This is a genomic window from Paenibacillus salivarius (assembly GCF_051307165.1).
GTDB lineage: Bacteria > Bacillota > Bacilli > Paenibacillales > Paenibacillaceae > Fontibacillus.
On record NZ_CP195592.1, the window covers coordinates 4,665,001 to 4,683,561 of the forward strand.

At 53.7% G+C, this 18,561-nt stretch carries 21 protein-coding genes and 1 pseudogene (1 of these 22 only partly in view); 3 read left to right on the top strand and 19 right to left on the bottom strand.

Features of this window, described 5'->3' with window-relative positions; all coding sequences use genetic code 11:
* Positions 1–802 (top strand): IS1182 family transposase gene (locus ACSFXJ_RS21645; RefSeq protein ID WP_435921350.1). Its coding sequence is split into 2 segments (ribosomal slippage): positions 1–12 and positions 12–802, totalling 1,362 coding nucleotides (it extends 559 nt beyond the left edge of the window); the frame shifts between segments, so codons are not numbered across the junction.
* A 119-nt stretch (positions 803–921) separates the two neighbouring features.
* Here the strand turns inward: ACSFXJ_RS21645 and ACSFXJ_RS21650 are convergent.
* From ACSFXJ_RS21650 to sigY, 15 genes are all read right to left on the bottom strand, one after another.
* The gene (locus ACSFXJ_RS21650) at positions 922–2,541 is read right to left on the bottom strand and encodes a glycosyl hydrolase family 18 protein (protein ID WP_435925831.1); all 1,620 of its coding nucleotides are present in this window, start codon (positions 2,539–2,541) and stop codon (positions 922–924) included.
* Between the two features lie 198 nt (positions 2,542–2,739).
* Positions 2,740–3,165 (bottom strand): Fur family transcriptional regulator, encoded by a 426-nt coding sequence (locus ACSFXJ_RS21655; RefSeq protein WP_435922405.1) that lies wholly within the window; start codon positions 3,163–3,165, stop codon positions 2,740–2,742.
* A 92-nt stretch (positions 3,166–3,257) separates the two neighbouring features.
* Positions 3,258–5,102, bottom strand: a complete 1,845-nt coding sequence (locus ACSFXJ_RS21660) for a DUF4097 family beta strand repeat-containing protein (protein WP_435922406.1) — start codon at positions 5,100–5,102, stop codon at positions 3,258–3,260.
* Positions 5,103–5,235: 133 nt separating this feature from the next.
* Positions 5,236–5,700: a GNAT family N-acetyltransferase gene (locus ACSFXJ_RS21665; RefSeq protein WP_435922407.1), complete on the bottom strand. Its 465-nt coding sequence runs from the start codon at positions 5,698–5,700 to the stop codon at positions 5,236–5,238.
* Positions 5,701–5,761: 61 nt separating this feature from the next.
* A complete protein-coding gene (gene gatB / locus ACSFXJ_RS21670) occupies positions 5,762–7,201 on the bottom strand; it encodes an Asp-tRNA(Asn)/Glu-tRNA(Gln) amidotransferase subunit GatB (protein ID WP_435922408.1) in 1,440 nt (479 codons plus the stop codon).
* Between the two features lie 23 nt (positions 7,202–7,224).
* Positions 7,225–8,679, bottom strand: coding sequence for an Asp-tRNA(Asn)/Glu-tRNA(Gln) amidotransferase subunit GatA (gene gatA / locus ACSFXJ_RS21675; protein ID WP_435922409.1), 1,455 nt, complete (start codon positions 8,677–8,679; stop codon positions 7,225–7,227).
* A gap of 49 nt (positions 8,680–8,728) precedes the next feature.
* Positions 8,729–9,016, bottom strand: coding sequence for an Asp-tRNA(Asn)/Glu-tRNA(Gln) amidotransferase subunit GatC (gene gatC, locus ACSFXJ_RS21680; RefSeq protein WP_435922410.1), 288 nt, complete (start codon positions 9,014–9,016; stop codon positions 8,729–8,731).
* Positions 9,017–9,223: 207 nt separating this feature from the next.
* Entirely contained in the window at positions 9,224–9,352 is a 129-nt protein-coding gene (locus tag ACSFXJ_RS21685; RefSeq protein WP_435922411.1) for a DUF6254 family protein, read from the bottom strand.
* 424 nt (positions 9,353–9,776) lie between these two features.
* A complete protein-coding gene (locus ACSFXJ_RS21690) occupies positions 9,777–10,160 on the bottom strand; it encodes an ATPase (protein WP_435922412.1) in 384 nt (127 codons plus the stop codon).
* Between the two features lie 87 nt (positions 10,161–10,247).
* The gene (locus ACSFXJ_RS21695) at positions 10,248–11,021 is read right to left on the bottom strand and encodes an ABC transporter permease (RefSeq protein WP_435922413.1); all 774 of its coding nucleotides are present in this window, start codon (positions 11,019–11,021) and stop codon (positions 10,248–10,250) included.
* Positions 11,018–11,941, bottom strand: a complete 924-nt coding sequence (locus tag ACSFXJ_RS21700; RefSeq protein WP_435922414.1) for an ATP-binding cassette domain-containing protein — start codon at positions 11,939–11,941, stop codon at positions 11,018–11,020. The genes ACSFXJ_RS21695 and ACSFXJ_RS21700 overlap by 4 nt, the downstream gene beginning before the upstream one ends.
* Entirely contained in the window at positions 11,938–12,135 is a 198-nt protein-coding gene (locus ACSFXJ_RS21705) for a PLDc N-terminal domain-containing protein (protein WP_435922415.1), read from the bottom strand. Before ACSFXJ_RS21705 ends, ACSFXJ_RS21700 begins: the two co-directional genes overlap by 4 nt.
* A 30-nt stretch (positions 12,136–12,165) precedes the next feature.
* Positions 12,166–12,402, bottom strand: coding sequence for a hypothetical protein (locus ACSFXJ_RS21710; RefSeq protein ID WP_435922416.1), 237 nt, complete (start codon positions 12,400–12,402; stop codon positions 12,166–12,168).
* Positions 12,392–12,733: a DUF5345 family protein gene (locus ACSFXJ_RS21715; RefSeq protein WP_435922417.1), complete on the bottom strand. Its 342-nt coding sequence runs from the start codon at positions 12,731–12,733 to the stop codon at positions 12,392–12,394. The genes ACSFXJ_RS21710 and ACSFXJ_RS21715 overlap by 11 nt, the downstream gene beginning before the upstream one ends.
* Positions 12,726–13,256 (bottom strand): RNA polymerase sigma factor SigY, encoded by a 531-nt coding sequence (gene sigY / locus ACSFXJ_RS21720; RefSeq protein ID WP_435922418.1) that lies wholly within the window; start codon positions 13,254–13,256, stop codon positions 12,726–12,728. The genes ACSFXJ_RS21715 and sigY overlap by 8 nt, the downstream gene beginning before the upstream one ends.
* Positions 13,257–13,438: 182 nt before the next feature.
* Here sigY and ACSFXJ_RS21725 point away from each other — a divergent pair.
* Positions 13,439–13,627 (top strand): annotated as a pseudogene (locus ACSFXJ_RS21725) (DNA-directed RNA polymerase subunit alpha C-terminal domain-containing protein); the annotation flags it as partial.
* Between the two features lie 169 nt (positions 13,628–13,796).
* Here ACSFXJ_RS21725 and ACSFXJ_RS21730 read toward each other — a convergent pair.
* Genes ACSFXJ_RS21730 through ACSFXJ_RS21740 form a run of 3 tightly spaced genes read right to left on the bottom strand, consistent with a single transcriptional unit; the run spans position 13,797 to position 15,613 of the window.
* Positions 13,797–14,423, bottom strand: coding sequence for an MBL fold metallo-hydrolase (locus ACSFXJ_RS21730; RefSeq protein WP_435922419.1), 627 nt, complete (start codon positions 14,421–14,423; stop codon positions 13,797–13,799).
* A 7-nt stretch (positions 14,424–14,430) separates the two neighbouring features.
* Positions 14,431–14,997: a thioredoxin family protein gene (locus tag ACSFXJ_RS21735; RefSeq protein ID WP_435922420.1), complete on the bottom strand. Its 567-nt coding sequence runs from the start codon at positions 14,995–14,997 to the stop codon at positions 14,431–14,433.
* A gap of 1 nt (position 14,998) precedes the next feature.
* Positions 14,999–15,613: a DedA family protein gene (locus tag ACSFXJ_RS21740; protein ID WP_435922421.1), complete on the bottom strand. Its 615-nt coding sequence runs from the start codon at positions 15,611–15,613 to the stop codon at positions 14,999–15,001.
* A gap of 163 nt (positions 15,614–15,776) precedes the next feature.
* On the opposite strand from ACSFXJ_RS21740, the gene ACSFXJ_RS21745 reads away from it, so the two are divergent.
* Positions 15,777–16,100, top strand: coding sequence for a dehydrogenase (locus ACSFXJ_RS21745; RefSeq protein ID WP_435922422.1), 324 nt, complete (start codon positions 15,777–15,779; stop codon positions 16,098–16,100).
* Here ACSFXJ_RS21745 and ACSFXJ_RS21750 read toward each other — a convergent pair.
* Positions 16,068–17,960 (bottom strand): hypothetical protein, encoded by a 1,893-nt coding sequence (locus tag ACSFXJ_RS21750; RefSeq protein ID WP_435922423.1) that lies wholly within the window; start codon positions 17,958–17,960, stop codon positions 16,068–16,070. The two genes, ACSFXJ_RS21745 and ACSFXJ_RS21750, sit on opposite strands and share 33 nt — an antisense overlap.
* Between the last annotated feature and the right edge of the window lie 601 nt (positions 17,961–18,561).

Consider the following 18,561-nt stretch of genomic DNA (forward strand, 5'->3'; position numbering starts at 1 on the left):
GAAAAAAGCCCTAAAAGAGCGAGAGGAAGTGAGTGAAACCAAGGAAATTAAAGTGAGCACCACAGATCCAGAGAGCGGCTATATGGTTCGTGACGGAAAGCCAGAAGGGTTCTTTTATCTCGACCACCGGACGGTGGATCTCAAATACAATCTCATTACCGATGTCCACATCACGCCGGGAAATGTCCATGATTCGGTTCCGTATTTATCTCGTTTAGACCGTCAGAGAGAACGTTTTGGTTTTCGAGTAGAAGCTGTAGCGCTGGATTCGGGTTATTTAACGACGCCGATTTGCCGTGGTTTACAAGAACGAAAAATTTTTGCAGTGATTGCACACCGGAGATTTCACCCCAAGCAAGGCCTATTTCCGAAGTGGAAGTTTATTTACGACGCCGAAAACAACACTTATATCTGTCCAGCAGAGCACCGTCTGACATACCGGACGACCGACCGAAAGGGTTACCGACAGTATGCGTCGGACCCGGAGCATTGCAAACAATGTCCTATGCTTGCGCAATGCACTCATTCCCGTAACCACCGAAAGGTGTTGACCCGTCACGTATGGGAGGACAGCAAAGAGTGGGTACGAAACAACCGGCTGAGCCGTGACGGCAAACAGTTGTACCGCAAACGAAAAGAAACGATTGAGCGAAGCTTCGCGGATGCCAAAGAGCTCCATGGGTTTCGCTATTGCCGTTTACGCGGATTGGCTAACGTCAAAGAACAAGCTTTGATGACGGCCGCTGTGCAGAACATGAAGAAGATGGCGATCCATCTGGATCGCCTGGAAAAGTGGGGATGATCCCCTCTTTATAAACCTTGAGAGTACACTGCAAATAAAAAAGAGAAACCCACCGTCTCAAAGACGTGGGTTTCTCGACAATCTGAGGTTGGACAAGAAACACTTGTCCAACCTTTTTTCTATTCGGATATCCGGCGCAAAACTTCCCATGCCTGCTCCGAGGCAAAACCTCGGGTCCAGGTGGCCACTCCGGCCAAATCCAGGGACTTCGCCAGATCCACACGCCGGGAAAGCGAATCGGCGTCCTCCAGCCAAATCCGGTTCAGCGCACCGTCCTCCTTGTACTCCACGTAATTCTGACCGGTTTCTTCCGACAATACCGGTGTAAGTTTTTTCTCTTTAATGATATCCTGGGCTTTCTTCATCCCTATGGCTTTGGACTTCACTTCGGTTTTACCGTCCTTCACGGTTTCCGTCCATACGCGGGTGTACAACGGAATTCCGAGAATAAGCTGGTCGGCGGGGACCTCATCCTCTTCGAGGATCCGTGTCACGGAAGAACGGGTCCATGGCAATGAGGCGACCGATCCCGACACGGGACTAGCAGCCCAATGTTCGTCATAAGCCATAACGATGATATAATCGACGGCTTGGGACAATGCCCTGCGATCGAGAAAAGCGGACCACATCTCGCTATTCGACTTTGGGGTTACGTCGATGGAAACGACGAGCCCGTACTCTAAGGCGAGCGGCCTTAATTCTCTCATAAACTGAGTTAAATTAGGCCCGTCTTTGGTATGGACGTTTTCATAGTCGATATTGATCCCGTCCAAATCGTACAATTTCGCATAATGCAGCATTTGCAGGATCGTCGTCATCCGGTTTTCAAAACTCGATAATGCCTCCGTTGTCAGGTCCGGCTCAAAGCTGTTATTGAACAACCCCCACACCTGCATACCTTGCCCATGGGCCCATTTCACGTAGGCGGAATCCGCCTTGCTTTTGACGTTTCCGCTTCCGTCAACCAGCGAAAACCAAGTCGGACTTACCACATTTACGCCGGGCAGTTTTCCGATCGACGATGGATTAGGTGCCACCTGATAGACGGCCTCCCAGGTCATGTTAATCTTTTTGGAGCTCCACTTCTCTTTGGCCGGTGACAGCACCGGTTCCAATTCCGGCACATCTCTGCTCTCTCCGGGCACGGTGTCTTCCTTTTTTACAAATCCTGTATAACCGTTATATAACTGTACATAATACCAATCATTCGCGTTTTCCATAATGCGGAGCTTCGTCCCCGGCTTCATATCCGCCAGAATCGGGGTATGAATGCTTTTTCCTGCCCGAAGAGGAACCGTGAAGTCCTTTTTGCGCGAAGAATCCCTGACCGTAACATGCTCCAGTCTTTCCCCCGGGTGCATCAACAGCACGGCCCCCGAAGCTGCATCTTCATGAACCTCCATCCCGTAAAGCTCTTCCAGCAGGTATGCGGGCAGATAAAGAACATCGTTTTTCTGTTCCGGGGCAATGCGCAAATTCACCGGCTTGTTGTTGATTTTCCCTGTTTTCTCATCCGTTTTCAGCAATACAAGCTTCTTAGGCGTCGTCAATATGACCGATTCGCTGTCCTCTTCATATCGAATATTCGGATCAACCTCGGACTGAATCACCGGAAGTGGCAGCTTGAGCCCCTCCCCCGTACCGATCGCGGTCCCCTCCAACAGGTTACCCTCCGCAAAAATAGGTTTATCGTATTGGCCCTTCCACTCCGGATCAATATGCTGGCGATTCGGCATCATTTCCGAGGAATACCAGTACCCCCCCGCCAGAATCAAAATCAATAATATCCACCAAGTCCTCCGACGTCTACGCCTTGTTTTTCCATAACGTGACTTTCTGCTGCTATTCAACGACTTTCCCTCCGTCACTAAAAAATAAAACGTGAAGAATTCCCGAAGGAATCCCGCACGTTTCCCAATACCCGCAGGTCGATCGAACTATAGATGACGACATGTTTCACACAAGCCATGGAGCTCCATCCGGTGCCCGTGAACGACGAACCCGGTCATTTCCTCGGCCTTTCGTTCCACTTCCAGCAATGAAGGATAAGCAAAATCCTTGATCTTCCCGCACTTTTCGCAAACTATATGGTAATGATCCGAAACATCTGCATCAAAGCGGCTGGAATTATCGCCATAAGTCAGTTCCCTGACCATTCCCGCTTCAATCAGCATCTTCAGGTTGTTATAGACCGTTGCAACACTCATATTCGGGAAACGGGGCTCCAAAGCCCGGTAGATTTCATCCGCGGTCGGGTGTCCCATCGATTCCAAAAGATAGGCAAGAATGGCATGACGCTGGGGCGTTATACGCACGCCATTATTCTTCAATTGTTCCAGCGCGTGTTCCACGCGAGTAGCCATCAAGTCCACCGCCTTCAAATAGTGCAAATAATGATCCTTTACAAAATTAATTGTACGGTTATAATAATTCTTTTGTCAACGAAGTAAAGTACTCACTGATGCTTCATCACGATCAAACTGCTGTTCCCGTCCACATGGAGCTTATGCTCTCCGCTGCCTGTAACGCCTTTGATCTCTTTGTTTTCAACAATAAATGGAAGATCGGTTTCAATGTCTCCATAGCCGCTCGAGCCGGCCAGCGTGTAGTCTCCCGTCTCCGGAATTTCCAGCTGCATTTCCCCGACCGCACTGTACACGTCCCAGTCACCGCCGATCTCTCCGGTCCGAATCAATATTTTACCGTTCAGCGACTCGGCTCGGAGCGTTTCGGGAACCCCGTCTATTTGGATGTTCCCGTTTTTGGTGTTGGCTTGGATCTTTCCCTGCGCATTCACGAGCGAAACATCGCCGACCAGGGTGGACAAGGAGGTATCTCCGCTAATGCCTTTCACCTTTATATTTCCGCCTTGGGTATCGATGGCGGCATCGCCGAAAATCCTGAACAGCTCAGCGTCCCCGTTTAATGTTTTGGCAGAAACGTCGCCGATGACGCTCCACAGCCGCAGATCCCCGTTACCGGTTTGCAGCTTGATCTGCTTCATGGCCTGAACGCTCGTTAAAATAATGTCGCCGCTGGAGGTGCTGACATCGATATCAAGGAACCGGTTCTCCGGTAATAGCACCGTCATATTCACGCGCGGATGGCGTTTTCCTGAAGCCCCGTAGGTTTGGTCTTTGACCGTAATATCCAGCGTTTTTCCGATGGAGGTATCGATGACCGTCTTTTCCGCAATCTTCTCCGCTTCTTCCTCGGAAATTTGATCTACCCAAACGGTCGCCCGAACCTGTACTCCTTCAATTTCAGCCCTTTTGATATCAATTTTTCCGTTGATGCCGTTAATGACGACTTGTTCCGTACCGAGATCGATCGGAATTTCCATGCCGGGTTTATCCACACGAAATCCTTCCTCGCCGCTAAAATCCGCACCGGTCGCCGCCAAGTCCAAACTGACGCGGTTCCATAAATGCAGGTAATGATCCTGCTGGGTTACCGCAAAGACGGACGCGCAGGCAAGTACCGATAAAATCAAGCCTTTCATATCGACGCGCAACCTGCGCCCGGGCCTAACGGTCTGCCTCCGGTTCCAGATCAGCACCGCAATATGCTCCGCCGCCCCGAGCATCAGAACAACCGGCCACCATTTAGGCAAGAATAGAATCAAATCCTTGCCGGAGTAACGGTCCGTGAATAATAACCCCCCAACCGTCATCAACAAAACCGCCGAAGTAAACCGGCCGGTTCTGATCAAACGCCGACGGCACTCGCGCCAAATAAGAAAGCCGCCCGTCACCAGCATCGCCGCGGATACGGCGTATCCGGCTGACCATTGAATAAACCCTTCAAGCCACGGCGGTTTTTGGCGTAAAAGAAGTATGGCCGCTCCTCCGAGAAGAAGCAGGACTCCCGATAAGATTCCTTTTCCTATTCCGGAACCGGGCTGCGTATCCTGCTCGGCGGAGTCCAACTCGTCATCTTCCGATCCAGGCCGCTTGATTCTCGCATTGATGGCATCCGTGGATTGCAGCACATCATAGACGCTATAAAAATATATGCATGGAATCATCAGTCCGAGCAAGATTAAAAACGGAACATTAATTCCGGAACGGACCGACGAAAAGAAAATCAATGCCGACGCGTCTAGCAGCATCAAGTAAATCAGTAATGCGCCTTTCAGAAACAGCTTTAAATAGAGATGGCCCAAACCGGGAAAAATAGCGGCCAACAAACAGGCGATTAATTTGCGCTTCCGCCGTCTCGGCCGAAATCGTTTGGGCCGTCCGGCCGTGGGCTGCCCCTGCCCCGGACGTAAATTCACAGTGGTTTTCAGGCTGTCCATCTCCTTTCCGACTGAATTCGAGTCAACGTTAGTTAGTATAATAATAACCTAACTTTCTTGTACTGTAATATGGAATGAGCTGGACAAATAATGAACCCCCCGGCCAGACGGCCGAGGGGAACGAAAAAAGGAACTATTCGCGATTATAACGGAACACCGTCAGATCTGCCCCCAAAGGGGAAGTTACGCTCGATTCGGGAACAAAACCGAATTTCCGGTAGAGCGACACTGCCGGAAAATTCCGGGTGCCCGCCGTGACAACAAACGATTTCGTATCGCTGTGGTTCGTGAGTACATAATCCATAAGGGAAGCGCCGATCCCTTGACGGAGATGGTCCGGATGAATCATGAGCCGGGCGATTTCCAGGGTTTTAGTAGAACCGGCAGGAACGGTTACGATGGCCCCAAGCAACTCTCCGTCCTCCGTAAGCTCTCCGTAAATTTGCACATCGCTGTCACGGATGGAATCAAACGTTTCCTGCAGCGGCGGGACCTCCGTCAGTCCGATCGCGGCAGCTTCCAGTCGATAAGCCGCGTGCTGCAGACTCCAAAGCTGCTCCACCACATCTTGGTTCTGCAAAGACAGACGCATGATCATACCGTTTCCTCCCGGATTACGATTCCACTACACATACAACTGGCCGATCAACGTACGGAGATTAGTCTTTCAGCACCTCAACCAGCAATTTGTTTGCCAGTCCCGGGTTCGCTTTGCCCTTGCTCTGCTTCATGACCTGGCCGACAAGGAAACCGATCGCCTTCTCTTTACCGGCTTTGTAATCCTGTACGGAAGCCGGGTTGTTCGCCACAACTTCCTTGACAATCGCCAAAATGGCCCCTTCGTCACTGATTTGCACCAAACCTTGTTCCTCAACGATTTGCTGCGGAAGCTTCCCGCTTTGCAGCATTTCCTTGAAGACGGTTTTTGCAATTTTCGAGCTGATCGTTCCTTTTTCGATCAGGTTGATCATCTCGCCGAGCCCTTGACCTGTCAGCTTCACTTCGGAAAGTTCAAGGCCGTTGGAATTCAAATATCCGAGCAAGTCGCCCATGATCCAGTTGGATACGGCTTTGGCGTCCGACGCATGCTCAAGGGCGCTCTCAAACAAATCCGCAAGCGACTTCGACGAAGTAATTACGCCGGCATCATAATCGGGAAGCCCGTATTCCGAAGCATAGCGCGCTTTGCGGGCGTCAGGCAGCTCCGGAATCGATGCGCGGATCCGATCCTTCCATTCCTGGTCGATATAGATTTTCACCAGATCGGGATCCGGGAAATAACGATAATCATGCGCTTCTTCCTTTCCGCGCATGGAGAACGTTTTGCCCTGGGTTTCGTCCCAACGGCGGGTTTCCTGAACCACTTCGCCGCCGTCGTCCAAAATTTCCGCCTGGCGGTACTGTTCATATTCCAACCCGCGCTGAACCCCGCGGAAGGAGTTCATGTTTTTCAACTCGGCCCGGGTACCGAATTCCTTCTGCCCTACCGGACGCAAGCTGATGTTGGCATCGCACCGCATGGAGCCTTCTTCCATCTTCACGTCGGAAACGTCGCAGTACTGCATGATTGCCCGCAGTTTCTCCAGATAAGCGCGCGCCTCCTCTGGCGAGGAAATCTCCGGTTCCGACACGATTTCGATAAGCGGAGTGCCAACCCGGTTAAAGTCAACCAGCGATGCATATCCGCCGTCAACGTGCGTCAATTTACCGGCGTCTTCTTCCAAATGGAGCCGGGTAATCCCGATCCGTTTCGTTACCCCGTCAACTTCGATATCGATGTATCCGTGCTGTCCGATCGGCTGATCGAACTGGGAGATTTGATAGGCTTTCGGGGAATCGGGATAAAAATAGTTTTTACGGTCGAATTTGCTGACATCGCCGATCTCACAATTCAGCGCCATCGCCGCCTTCATGGCATAGTCGACCGCCTGGCGGTTCAGCACCGGCAGAACGCCGGGATGGCCGAGACATACCGGACAAGTATGGCTATTGGGCGGAGCGCCGAATTCCGTGGAGCAGCCGCAAAATATTTTCGTTTTCGTATGCAGCTCCACATGCACTTCCAGCCCGATGACTGTTTCATATTTGGATGTTGACATGTTGACCCTCCTTAAATACCCGATTACAACGACGGGCGTTGTTTATGATGGTCCGTGTGAGCTTCAAACGCATGGGCTGTCCGCAAAACGGTGCTTTCGTCAAACGGTTTGCCGATAATTTGGAGTCCGACCGGAAGTCCGTCCGCAAAACCGCAAGGAACGCTAATGGCAGGAACTCCCGCCAAGCTGACCGGAATGGTCAAAATATCGTTAAGATACATCGTAAGCGGGTCGTCAACCTGCGATCCGAGTTGGAAAGCGGTCGTCGGCGCCGTCGGTCCGATGATGACGTCATATTTTTCAAAGGTTTGGTCAAAATCGCGTTTAATCAGGGTACGGACTTTTTGGGCTTTCAAATAATAGGCATCGTAGTATCCGGAGCTCAGCGCATATGTCCCCAGCATGATCCGGCGCTTCACTTCCGGACCGAAGCCTTGGCTGCGGGATTCCAGATACAAATCGAGCAGGTTGCCCGCATGGTCCGCGCGCACGCCGTAACGAACGCCGTCGAAGCGCGAAAGGTTGGAGGAAGCCTCCGAGGAAGCAAGCAGATAGTAAGCGGCAACGGCATATTCCGTATGCGGCAGCGACACTTCCTCCCATACCGCTCCAAGCCCTTCAAGCACTTTTAGCGCCTCCAGAACGGCGGATTTCACCTGTGGATCGATACCGTCAAGATATTCCTTCGGAACCGCGATTCTCAAGCCTTTGACGTCTCCCGTCAACGAAGACAAATAATCGGGGATCTCGACATTCGCCGAGGTGGAATCCTTTGGATCATGCCCCGCAATAGCCTGCAGCACATAAGCGGAATCTTCCACATTTTTCGTGATCGGCCCGATCTGGTCGAGCGAAGATGCAAATGCAACCAGACCGTACCGGGAAACCAGACCGTATGTCGGCTTTAAGCCAACGACGCCGCAATAGGAGGCGGGTTGACGGATGGAACCGCCCGTGTCCGATCCCAGCGTGAAATAAGCTTCCCCGGCTGCGACCGCCGCGGCCGAACCGCCGCTCGAGCCGCCGGGAACACGGCTTAAATCCCACGGATTGCGCACCGGATGGAAGCTGGAGTTTTCATTGGATCCGCCCATGGCGAACTCATCCATATTCAGCTTGCCGACCGTAACGGCCTCCGCCCGCTTCAGCTTCGTAACCGCCGTTGCGTCGTAAATCGGATCGTAATTGGAAAGAAACTGGCTGGCGCATGTTGTCCGCAGCCCTTCCGTCACCATATTATCCTTAATGCCGACCGGCAGGCCGAACAGCAGGCCGCGTTCTCCCCCTTCGGCCAGTTTATTGTCAAGCCGCGCAGCTTCCGCGCGTGCCCCTTCCTCGTTCAGCGTCAAGTAAGCGCCGACGCGCCCATCACGCTCCGTAATTTTGGCGAACGCTTCGCCGACCAAATCGGTGACGGACAATTCCTTGTTGCCAAGCCGATTATGTATTTCCTGTAAACGCAAATCAAAAAGACTCACTGCCGCATCCTCCCTTCATCTTGTACAACCTTTTCATTGTTCACGTCAGCTACTCCAACACGGCCGGAACTTTAAACTGCCCATCCTCTTCTTCCGGCGCATTGCGGAATACTTTCTCCTGCGGCAGGCTTTCATGCACTTCGTCCTCACGCATGACGTTGCTGAGATGAAGCACGTGCGTCGTCGGTTCCACGCTTTCCGTATCCAGTTCGTTCAATTTCTCGGCATATTGTAAAATAGCGTTCAGCTGTCCCGTGAACATTTCCTTCTCTGCGTCGGTCAGATTCAGGCGGGCCAGCTTGGCCACATGCTCTACGTCTTTAACCTCGATGCTCATTTGCTCTCCTCCTTCGTAATCCCTGGCTAGGGACCTGACTTGTCCATTCTAACATGACCCTTCGACTGAATAAAATTATATTGTAGAACGGGACTTAGTTCAATCCGTTAACGCGAAACATGACGAAAGCCGGTAAACCATGAAAACAAGAAACAGGCTGCCTAGCAAAACATGCCCGGCAACCTGCTCTCTTATTACGCGTCCCTTTTACGATTTGCCCCGTTGCGCATCATATTCGTCGGAAAGCTGTTTCAGCGATTTGATTTCGCCATGGGGCTGCTGCTCTTGCTTGCGGGACTTCCATGCCGCTTCCTGTCTGCGCTTTTGTTGACTCATCCTTGATCCCCTCCTCCCTTCGGTGACTGCTCGCTACAAGCACTAGGTTGCTGAAAACCGGCAAAATTCATGCGGGATCGACCGAAATGCTCGGGCTGGTTTCTCGGGGATATGGGGGCTGCAAAACATGGAACGGCTTTTACCAGAGTTGCACAACATACAACATTTGCCTACAAATCAGGTACACTTCAAGCCCAATGTTGCAAATTTTACAGTATTTTTGGGAAAACAAGGTCATTTTCGGGGATTCGAAGTCCAAATGCTGCATTTCGTACAACATTTTCTCTCTTAGTCCCTCATTTCTGCGTAAATGTTGTATCGAATACAACAATTGTCCGAACATGTCATGGATCGATCCTTGGAAACCCTGGATATGATTCAATACGCCATGAAAAAGGACCGGCATGCGCCGGTCCGTCCATCTTTATATCCATGCCCGCAAGTTCACTTGTTTGATGAACTCGGCCTGAGACATAACTTCCTTTGTTGGTTCCTTCTGTTCATCCGCATCGCTGTCTTCGCCGTTGAGAACCTGCCGAAACAGCTTTTCATTATACGTGGCTAACGCGTAATCAATGAGCGCTTCCTGCGTAGCCCGCTCCGCTTCATATTCCAGCAGCAACGCTTCGGATTCGATATCGTCCGCGGGGACATAATAATTGCGTCCTGTTTTCGGAGCGCGGACAACATAATCGAAGGCATTGTCCGGATTACGATCGTAAGCTATCACGTAGCCATATTCCCCAACAGGAAGATTCTGCTCAAAGGCATCACCGACGATTACAACTCTCTCTCCCAACTGCAGCATCGTCTTCCTCCCTGATCTATCAATTAGTTAAGTTATTTTACTATCCTACTAAAAAAATCAGAGAAGGGCAACTGGATGTACGCGGATTTAATCGGGAATGCCGCGCCGGCGCAAAAAACCGGCGGATAATGCGACAAAAAGAACCATGGCCGAGAAACTGACCGCAAGCGGAAACGCCGCATTCATGCGGCCATTCGACGATAGGACGCCGGCAGCCCCGGCCAAAAGACGCGCCGGATTCCATGCCATCCAAGAAGGAACCAAACTGTAGGCTACATACAATACGCCCAGCACGAGCAGGGAGACAACCGCCGCCGCTCCTCCACGAAGCAAGGTACTGCAGAAGAGAGTCAACGAAACCGCAAAAGAGAGCCAAACCAGATACAGCCCCCCCGCCGTCATCGCCTCCGCAAACGGCACGGTGCCTAGCAAAAGCTCCGTATAATACCAGGACGAAGCATAGCTGATGACAAAGGAAACAATAACCAGACTCATTTGCCCCGCCCATTTGGCCGCGATAAACTGGATCGATGCCACCGGTCGTACCAGTACCAATGCCGCCGTCCGGCCCGAAAGCTCCCCGGACACCGTATTCATCCCCGCAATAACCAGCAAAAGCACGCCGATCAAGGAATATTGGCTCAGCACCTTCACCATGACTTCGGCAGGCCCCGGGATCGGGAAACTGTCCAGCAGCTCTGCGGGAATCTCTCCGGAAGCCTTTAGCAGATCGGGCAAATAATAAGAAGACAAAGGCTGCATGACTCCTAACAGGATAAACACGACCGGAATCCACAACAGCTTATAGCTGCGGAGCATTTCCAGCATTTCTTTCCGGTACATTTGCAATGTCACTCTCATAGGTTCACCACCTTCACGAACAGATCCTCCAATGACGTGGTTCCGGCTTCAAACCTCTTAAGCGGTATGGACTGTGTCGCTGCCTCCCGCAAAATAACCTCCCGCGCTTCATTCACATCGCTGACCGTCAGCAAGGCCGTATCCCCCTTCAAATCGCAGGATTGAACAAACCGGCGTGTGCTCAGCGACTCCAACCATTCCGCAATCCGGCTACTATGCATATCCTCGACCTGGACAGTGAGAAGCGGCAGCCTGTATTTTGCCGCAATCGCGGCAAGACCGTTGTTTTCGACGATCTCCCCATCCTTCAGCATGATAATCCGATCGCAAATTTCTTCGGCATCATGAAGAACATGCGTCGAAAATAAAATGGTCGTTTCCTCCCGCAGCTGCCGGAGCAATTCCATCACTTCCCGCCGGCCGAGAGGATCCAAGGCGGATACCGGCTCGTCCAGCAAAAGCAGCCGCGGGCGGTGCACCAGCGCCTGAGCCAATCCAAGCCTTTGCTTCATTCCTCCGGAATATCCGGAGATCCGCCGGCCGGCCGCTTCCTTTAAACCTACGCGTTCGAGCAAGGCCATGGCCTCACCGTACGCACGTTTGCCGGTCATGCCGCTTAAACCGGCAACATACAAGACGTATTCCTTGCCCGTCATCCAGTTATAGAAAGAAGGATTTTGCGGCAAATACCCGATCAGGTTACGTGAAGCAAGGTCCGCTACTTCCTTCCCGTCAATTAGTACCCGTCCCGATGTAGGGATCGTCAGCCCGGCAAGCATTCGCAGCGTCGTCGTTTTCCCTGCCCCGTTGGGGCCGAGCAATGCGGTACATCCGCCGGGTTCGAGTTCGAACGAAATTCCGTTGACCGCGGTCCGCTGACCGTATTTCTTCGTTAGTTGGGAAACGCAAAGCCGGCTCATATTCTCTCTCTCCGACCGATCGCAAAATAAACGATGCTACCCAGAATATTGCCGAACAAAATCACCAAAACCCATACCCATCTCGGCCCTCTGACCGATCCCGGTTCGGCCTTGGCAAGAGATATAAATCCTACGATAGCCAATATCGCTTGCAGTACCAGAACGGGCAAAATAAGTCCCCACTGAATATCCATTTCATCCTCTCCCATCCGATTTTCTTCACGTTATTCCGATGATTGCGGCGGCCTCCCCGCTCTTTTTCTGCGGGCCTCCGGCCATACTACGACGAGCAAATATACGACGAGCGGTGTAGGGAAGTTAATCATCCCCCACATCCCCCAAAGCCAGGCGGACAGCCCCTTCCCCCGGCCACGCGCATTTTTGAATATCCATAGCCCTTGTGAGAGCACTAGCAACACTAACAGGGTCCAGGCCCAGACAGGCAAGGTTTCAGACTTCATGGCGCTTCTCCTTTCGGACAAACCGGGCCGATACGATGACGACCGCGGCCACGGCCAATCCGCCTCCCTGAATGAATGCAAACAGATAGGGATTTTGAAAGACGGATATGCCCAGGCTGCAAAGGATGAAAAGCGCAATCAGCAAAAACAGCAAGGTTTCCCTGCGGTTCTTTCGTTTGCGCCAGATCCATACGGTTCGGACATTTTGTTCCCAAGACTCTTTCGTCATATTGCCCGTGGACGGAACGGTCCGGTCCATCCGGTCCCATTCCTCCATCATTTCCCGGACAAGCTTATCGCGGGAGCCTTCCCGAAATTCATCGTTATTCATACCGTCCCTCCTCCTTTCTCAATTCGCCAAGGCCGCCGAATACGCGGGACTTGACCGTCCCGGACGGAATATTCAGCATCGCTCCGATTTCGTCGTAGGTATATCCGTAATAATGCTTCAGCAAAATGGCGATGCGCTGTTCGGCCGGCAACCGGGACATCTGCTCCAGCAAATCGGTCCATTCTTCTCTGTTGTTCTCGTAATGCCACTTCAGCTTTCTAGAACTCTCTTCGCGCTTCAGCCATTGCCGCTCCCTTTTTCGTCTCCGGGTCTTATCGATGAACAACCGGGTGGCGATCGTGATCAGCCAGGAGGAAAATGCGGACGAACCGTCATATTTGCGAATGTGCTCCATGCAACGCACCATTGTGTCCTGGGCCAAGTCCTCCGCGGCCTTCGGGTCCATCGTAATTTTCAGCGAATATTTAAAGACAAAGGTATAGTTCTGATGAAGGAGCGTCGCAAGCGCAGCCGAGTCCCCTTGCTGTGCTTGCCGAACCAGTTGTTGTTCCGTCTGCGACATGCCACACCTCTCTTGTTTCCGGTAAACATACATAATACGTCCAGGCATACAATATCGTTCAGATCATTTGCAGGAAATTTTTCGGAATGAATTGTGCGCGCTTCCGCTGACTGCTATTGTGATAATAGGACAGTCGATTCATTCAGAAAAGGAGGGAAAAAAGGATGGATTCGGGAAACGGCGGATTTCTTGCATCACTCTCCGCACCCGCCAGACGGGCGCTGGAAACGAACGGGATAACGACTTTGCAAAAGCTGGCGGAATATAGCGAAAAAGAAATATTGAAATTCCATGGAATGGGACCGGCTTCACTGCCGAAATTAAGGCTCGCTTTGGAGAAGGAAGGTTTGGCTTTCAGAGGGGGAAAATAAAAAGAACGCAAACCGGGATTATTCCTCAGCTTGCGTGCTTCGCAAAAGTTACAATTATTTAATGACTTGATTTTAGCAAAGTGAACGGAGCTTGTCCAGCATTTTTGCACTTTTTGTGCAAAAATTTGTTGTAAATGCGCTTAAATTGCGTGAACAAGACTTTTTGACGTCAGGAAACGTATGGATTGTTCTCCTTCTCGTAGCCGATTGTCGTCTTAGGGCCGTGTCCGGGGTAAACCTTGGTCTCCTCCGGAAGCTTGAACAAAATGCTGCGAATCGAATTGTAAAGATCGGCCTCGCGTCCGCCCGGCAAATCCGTTCGCCCGATGCTCATTTTGAACAGACAATCTCCAGAGAACAGGTCGTTTCCGCACAAAAAGCTTACGCCTCCGGGGGAATGCCCCGGGGTATGGTATACGGTAAAATCATGTCCGATCAAGCTCAGCTTTTGCCCCCCGGCCAAATCGTATTCGGCAGGTTCCGTCCGAATGGGCCCGCCTACCTCCGGCCACAGCTGGGAACCGTTCAGTTTCGGAGTCGTAAGCCAATCGCTCTCCAGCGGATGTACGTACACGGGACATCCTTTGGACTTACGGATTTCATCGACGCCACCGATATGGTCGAAATGGGCATGAGTAAGAAGAATCGCTTCAATCTCCAAATCCTTGATCCGGCGGAGCAGCGGGCCCGGATTCATGCCGGGATCGATAATGACGGCCCGCTTTTCGTCTTCTCCCATCAATAGATATGCATTCGTTTGAAGCGGTCCCAGGGAGAAACTTTCAATTTTCAACATCTGTCCGTTATATTCCGGAGATCAAGGACCGAAGTTCGGCGATCACCGAACCGGCCACCCCGGCTCCTTCCTCGTATTTTATGGCCATTTGCTTCCGGACCTCACCGATCTTCTCTTCATAATCCGAAGCTTCCCGGTCCGGATTTTCCCGTTTGAATTCGACCATCAATTGCTGAACGTGCGCCGGACGCGGTCCCCACTGACCGAGGACGTTTCCTCCCGTATCCGCAAAAATGATGATCGGAACCGAGCGTCCGCCCATCGTCAGGAAATGGTCCATCAAATCCTGATGGTCCTCGAGAATCAGCACCTCGGTCTTCAGCCCGGACACCTCTAGCGCCCGGAAAACGACCGGTACGCAGCGAACGACATCCCCGCACCACTCGGCAGCCAGAATAAGAACCCGAATATCGTCCCGGTAGTTCAAGCTTTCAAAAAAGGCACGATCCTCGTCGCTGACCCAGGCAAAATCTTCGTATCCTTTGGCGAAAGCATCTTTGTTCCGCTCCATGCCATCCATAAACTGCTTCGGTGAAATTCCCTTTCCAAACTTGTAAGCCACATTGACAGCCATGTTAAGCATCTCCTTTCTTTTTGGAAGATCCATACCATTTTACTAACACATAAATGATCAGCAGGGCAAGCGCCCCAAGCAAAATCGGCATGATATAGGGACCAGCCTTTTCGTCGATATGCTCCCAATTCTCGCCGAGCAGCATTCCCAAATATACAAACAGAACCGACCATGGAATGACCGCAAGCGTGGTCAGCACCAAAAACTTGCCGACGGGCATTTTGGCCATCCCGGCCGGAATCGAAATGGCGTGTCTGGCGACCGGTATGAATCTGGCCGTAAAAATGACGCCGGGGCCGTATTTCAGAAACCAGGCTTCGGAAACGTCGATATGTTTTTTTTGAATCAAAATATATTTGCCGTACCTCTCCAGAATGGGCCGTCCTCCGTACCGTCCGATCCAATAAATGAACAGCTGCGCAATGACGCCGCCCACGACGCCGAAAATCACGGCGCCCAGGAAATTGATATTTCCCGAATGAACAAGATACCCGCCGTAGGCGAGCACGATCTCACTCGGAATGACCTCGATCATGAGCCCAAGCATAATACCGAAATATCCCAATTGTTGAATCCATTGAAACAGAGTCGCAACTACATCCGAAATCCACTCCACCGCGAAGTCCTCTCTCCCCGAACCATATTGAACACGAATTAAAAAACATGTCCTTACTCCAATCTATTCTACCATAGCCGGGGACATGCGTTCTACTTACCGATGTTGACGCGGTGTCCGCCCCCGGCCCGCCCGCATATGTTGGGGTAAAGGAGGAGTCCCCATGATGAACAAGCCCGAAAATCACGCCGCAAAGCACGCTTCCAACTTGCCCACCCCGCGCAAAATTCGCCGGGCCTGCAGCAAAGAACTGTACCGCACCGTAAAACGGCTTGGCGTATACATTTCCGAGGAGCGGATCAAACAGGGCGAAACGTTGTATTACAAAAAAGTAATCGGAAATCTGCTGTGGATCGGCGAGAACAGCAGCAACCGCAAGCTGCTCTCCGACTGGTGGGATGAAGCGGTCAGCGCCGAGCTGGCCGAGCTCTGGGAGGTTGACCGGGAGGCGCTCTCACGGGCGTTCCGGGAGGCTTTCGGCGGTTAAGAGGATGTCTTTGGGGCCTCGATTCGCCGGAAGCATGGATTCAAGCTTTTCTGCTATGCCGACGGCCGCATCGGTGACCCGAAAGTCCCGGTCGTTGCGCCCATTCCACGGTTGCTTCGCTAGCCGGACAAATTCACGATATAGCTCAAGACCTGCGAAGGCGGCAACCGCGGAATCCGCGGTTCTTCCGTTTTGATGAAGGCGTGACGCCAGCCCCTCCAGTTCGCGTAAAGCCGTCGTTTGCACGGACCGGTTATACCGGTCCGACAGGACGGCCCGGCGAAGCGGAACCAGCGCGTCGAGCCGGTTTTGTTGTGCAAGGGCTTTGCCGTATGCCAGCATTAAGCAGGGATCGTTGGGTTCGAAAGACAGCGCTTGATGTAAAATAGCCGCGGCGGATTCGGGGGCAGACATGGCAGCAAGAGCAAGGGTCGCATCAGACCGCGCCGGGGCCAGAGCGACGGCGAGCTCGAGCCGCCGGGCGGACTCGGCCTGGCTGACGGCAGCGGTTTGGACGGCAGAGCGTTGGAGCCCAAGGCTGACAGCCTGCCCAAGCCCTGAAGCTCCAGCGGTCAGCAAAGCAAAGGACAATAGGCCGGCCATGAGACGTTTGGGTCCCGTTCCCGAACACGGGCTCGGGCTCGGGCTCGGGGCAGCCGAGGTGTTGACGGCGGCTTGAGCGGTCAGCCCAAAACCGCCTAGGCCTCCCCATGCGGCCAACCACAGGACAAGCAGCCAAACGAGGCCGTAGCTCATGTCAAAATCGGCCGCACTATGTACAAGCAGCACGGTTAGGGCGGGCAGCAGACGGCTGCGGGTCTTGAACAGGGGCCACATCAAGACGCCCAGCCAGCACAGCAGCACAGCCAGTCCGGCTAGGCCCAGGTCCAGCGCGATATCGAGATATCCGCTGTGTACCTCGCTGCCGACGTACGGGCCGCTCTGGATGCCGCGAAACAGCGTCCGCCAGGCATCTCCGCCGCGCCCGAACCAAGGCGCTTCGCGGAGCAGGCGCAGGGCGTCCGCGTACAGCGCGCCGCGGGCGTGCAGCGTCGCGGCGCTGGCCAGCCGGCCGCTAAGGCCGGCAATGGCCGCGAGCGCGCCCAGCGCTGCCGCTGCGGCGAAGGCCGGCGCGGCGAAGCGGCGCGCACGGGAAAGCCCGCCCGCGAGCGGGCGGAACGCGGCCGCGCGGAATGCGGCGCGGTGCGCGAGCGCGGCCATGCCGAGCGCAAGCGCCAGCCCGGCCGCGAGCGTGAGCGCGCCGGGCACCGCGGGCGGCGCCAGCTGCGCCGCAGCGAGCGGCCGCGCGAGCAGCGCCGCGGCGGCGAGGCACGCGCCGCTGTGCAGCGCGTAGCGCAGCCGCTCCTGGCCGCGCAGCAGCAGCGCGCCCGCGGCCCAGCCCACGGCTGCCGCGGCGAGCGCGCCGCGCGACTCGGACAGCAGCAGGCACAGGGCGAAGACCGGCGCCAGGGCGCCGGTCCGAACCCCCTGCCAGCGTGCCGTCCGGGAAAAAGCCGCGGCGGGCAAGCGGGCCAGGGCGGTCAGCCGCTCCAGCAGCGCGGCCGCCATCACAGCCCCGAACGTGTTCGGGTACTGGAGCAGACCGCCCAGGCGCGCCCCCGCCGCCGCCACTTCGCGATCCTCCGTCCGCAGGATCGCCTCCGGCACCGGCAGCCAGCCGATAACGGCCGCCAGCGCCGTCACGGCCAGCCCGCCGGCGAGCACAAGCCACCCCCGCTCCATAAAGGCTTTGCCGCTCCCGCGTCCGGCCGCAGACAGAAGCGCGGCCCCAAAGCAGCCGAAAAAACCCCAGCTTAAACAAGCCATCAGCGTCGCTTGAAACGAAGCCGGTTTACCCAACAGATGGACCCCGTATAATGCGGCGACAACAAAAGGCCCGGCGATATATATTGCCCTGAACGTTCTCCCAACTGTAAACCTTCCGACAAGCCTTCCCTTAAAAGACTCAAAAAGTGTTCTGGTTAGTGTTACGGTTTGTGCTCCGGTTTGTGCTCCGGTTTGTGCTCCGGTTTGTGCTCCGGTTTGTGCTCCGGTTTGTGCTCCGGTTTGTGCTCCGGTTTGTGCTCCGGCTAGTGCCCCGGTTAGTCCTTCAGTCCGTCCTCTCCCAACCTTTCCACTTCTTCTCCCGGCGCCGGCCTCACCTTTAGTTCCGAATCCGATCCATGCCGTTCCCCTGTAGGCGACAACCGCCCCTGTCCCCCAAAGCCAACAAGTAATCAACAGCAGGGACGCCAGAGAGTCCGCAAAAAACAGGCCTCCGTTCAAACATGCCAAAATGGCCGTCGTTAGTACCGCAGCCGCTCCGATTCTTCCGCGCTTCCCTCCAGTTCCGCCGTCCTTCATCGCCATCCGCCCCCTCCCCCACGATCACGCCCAAAATAAGGACATTTTTGGGCCTTATTCGCCTGATTTTTCACATCACGCGCAAAATAACGACTAA

Excerpts from the sequence above, each read along its gene's own strand:
- ACSFXJ_RS21705 (WP_435922415.1), bottom strand. The coding sequence starts at position 12,135 with ATGGATATTCAGTGGGGACTTATTTTGCCCGTTCTGGTACTGCAAGCG.
- ACSFXJ_RS21655 (WP_435922405.1), bottom strand. The coding sequence starts at position 3,165 with ATGGCTACTCGCGTGGAACACGCGCTGGAACAATTGAAGAATAATGGC.
- ACSFXJ_RS21650 (WP_435925831.1), bottom strand. The coding sequence starts at position 2,541 with ATGATGCCGAATCGCCAGCATATTGATCCGGAGTGGAAGGGCCAATAC.
- ACSFXJ_RS21735 (WP_435922420.1), bottom strand. The coding sequence starts at position 14,997 with ATGGCTGTCAATGTGGCTTACAAGTTTGGAAAGGGAATTTCACCGAAG.
- sigY (WP_435922418.1), bottom strand. The coding sequence starts at position 13,256 with ATGTCGCAGACGGAACAACAACTGGTTCGGCAAGCACAGCAAGGGGAC.
- ACSFXJ_RS21710 (WP_435922416.1), bottom strand. The coding sequence starts at position 12,402 with ATGAAGTCTGAAACCTTGCCTGTCTGGGCCTGGACCCTGTTAGTGTTG.
- ACSFXJ_RS21665 (WP_435922407.1), bottom strand. The coding sequence starts at position 5,700 with ATGATCATGCGTCTGTCTTTGCAGAACCAAGATGTGGTGGAGCAGCTT.
- ACSFXJ_RS21660 (WP_435922406.1), bottom strand. The coding sequence starts at position 5,102 with ATGGACAGCCTGAAAACCACTGTGAATTTACGTCCGGGGCAGGGGCAG.
- gatC (WP_435922410.1), bottom strand. The coding sequence starts at position 9,016 with ATGAGCATCGAGGTTAAAGACGTAGAGCATGTGGCCAAGCTGGCCCGC.
- ACSFXJ_RS21745 (WP_435922422.1), top strand. The coding sequence starts at position 15,777 with ATGATGAACAAGCCCGAAAATCACGCCGCAAAGCACGCTTCCAACTTG.
- ACSFXJ_RS21685 (WP_435922411.1), bottom strand. The coding sequence starts at position 9,352 with ATGAGTCAACAAAAGCGCAGACAGGAAGCGGCATGGAAGTCCCGCAAG.
- ACSFXJ_RS21715 (WP_435922417.1), bottom strand. The coding sequence starts at position 12,733 with ATGAATAACGATGAATTTCGGGAAGGCTCCCGCGATAAGCTTGTCCGG.
- ACSFXJ_RS21690 (WP_435922412.1), bottom strand. The coding sequence starts at position 10,160 with ATGCTGCAGTTGGGAGAGAGAGTTGTAATCGTCGGTGATGCCTTTGAG.
- ACSFXJ_RS21695 (WP_435922413.1), bottom strand. The coding sequence starts at position 11,021 with ATGAGAGTGACATTGCAAATGTACCGGAAAGAAATGCTGGAAATGCTC.
- ACSFXJ_RS21730 (WP_435922419.1), bottom strand. The coding sequence starts at position 14,423 with ATGTTGAAAATTGAAAGTTTCTCCCTGGGACCGCTTCAAACGAATGCA.
- ACSFXJ_RS21700 (WP_435922414.1), bottom strand. The coding sequence starts at position 11,941 with ATGAGCCGGCTTTGCGTTTCCCAACTAACGAAGAAATACGGTCAGCGG.
- gatB (WP_435922408.1), bottom strand. The coding sequence starts at position 7,201 with ATGTCAACATCCAAATATGAAACAGTCATCGGGCTGGAAGTGCATGTG.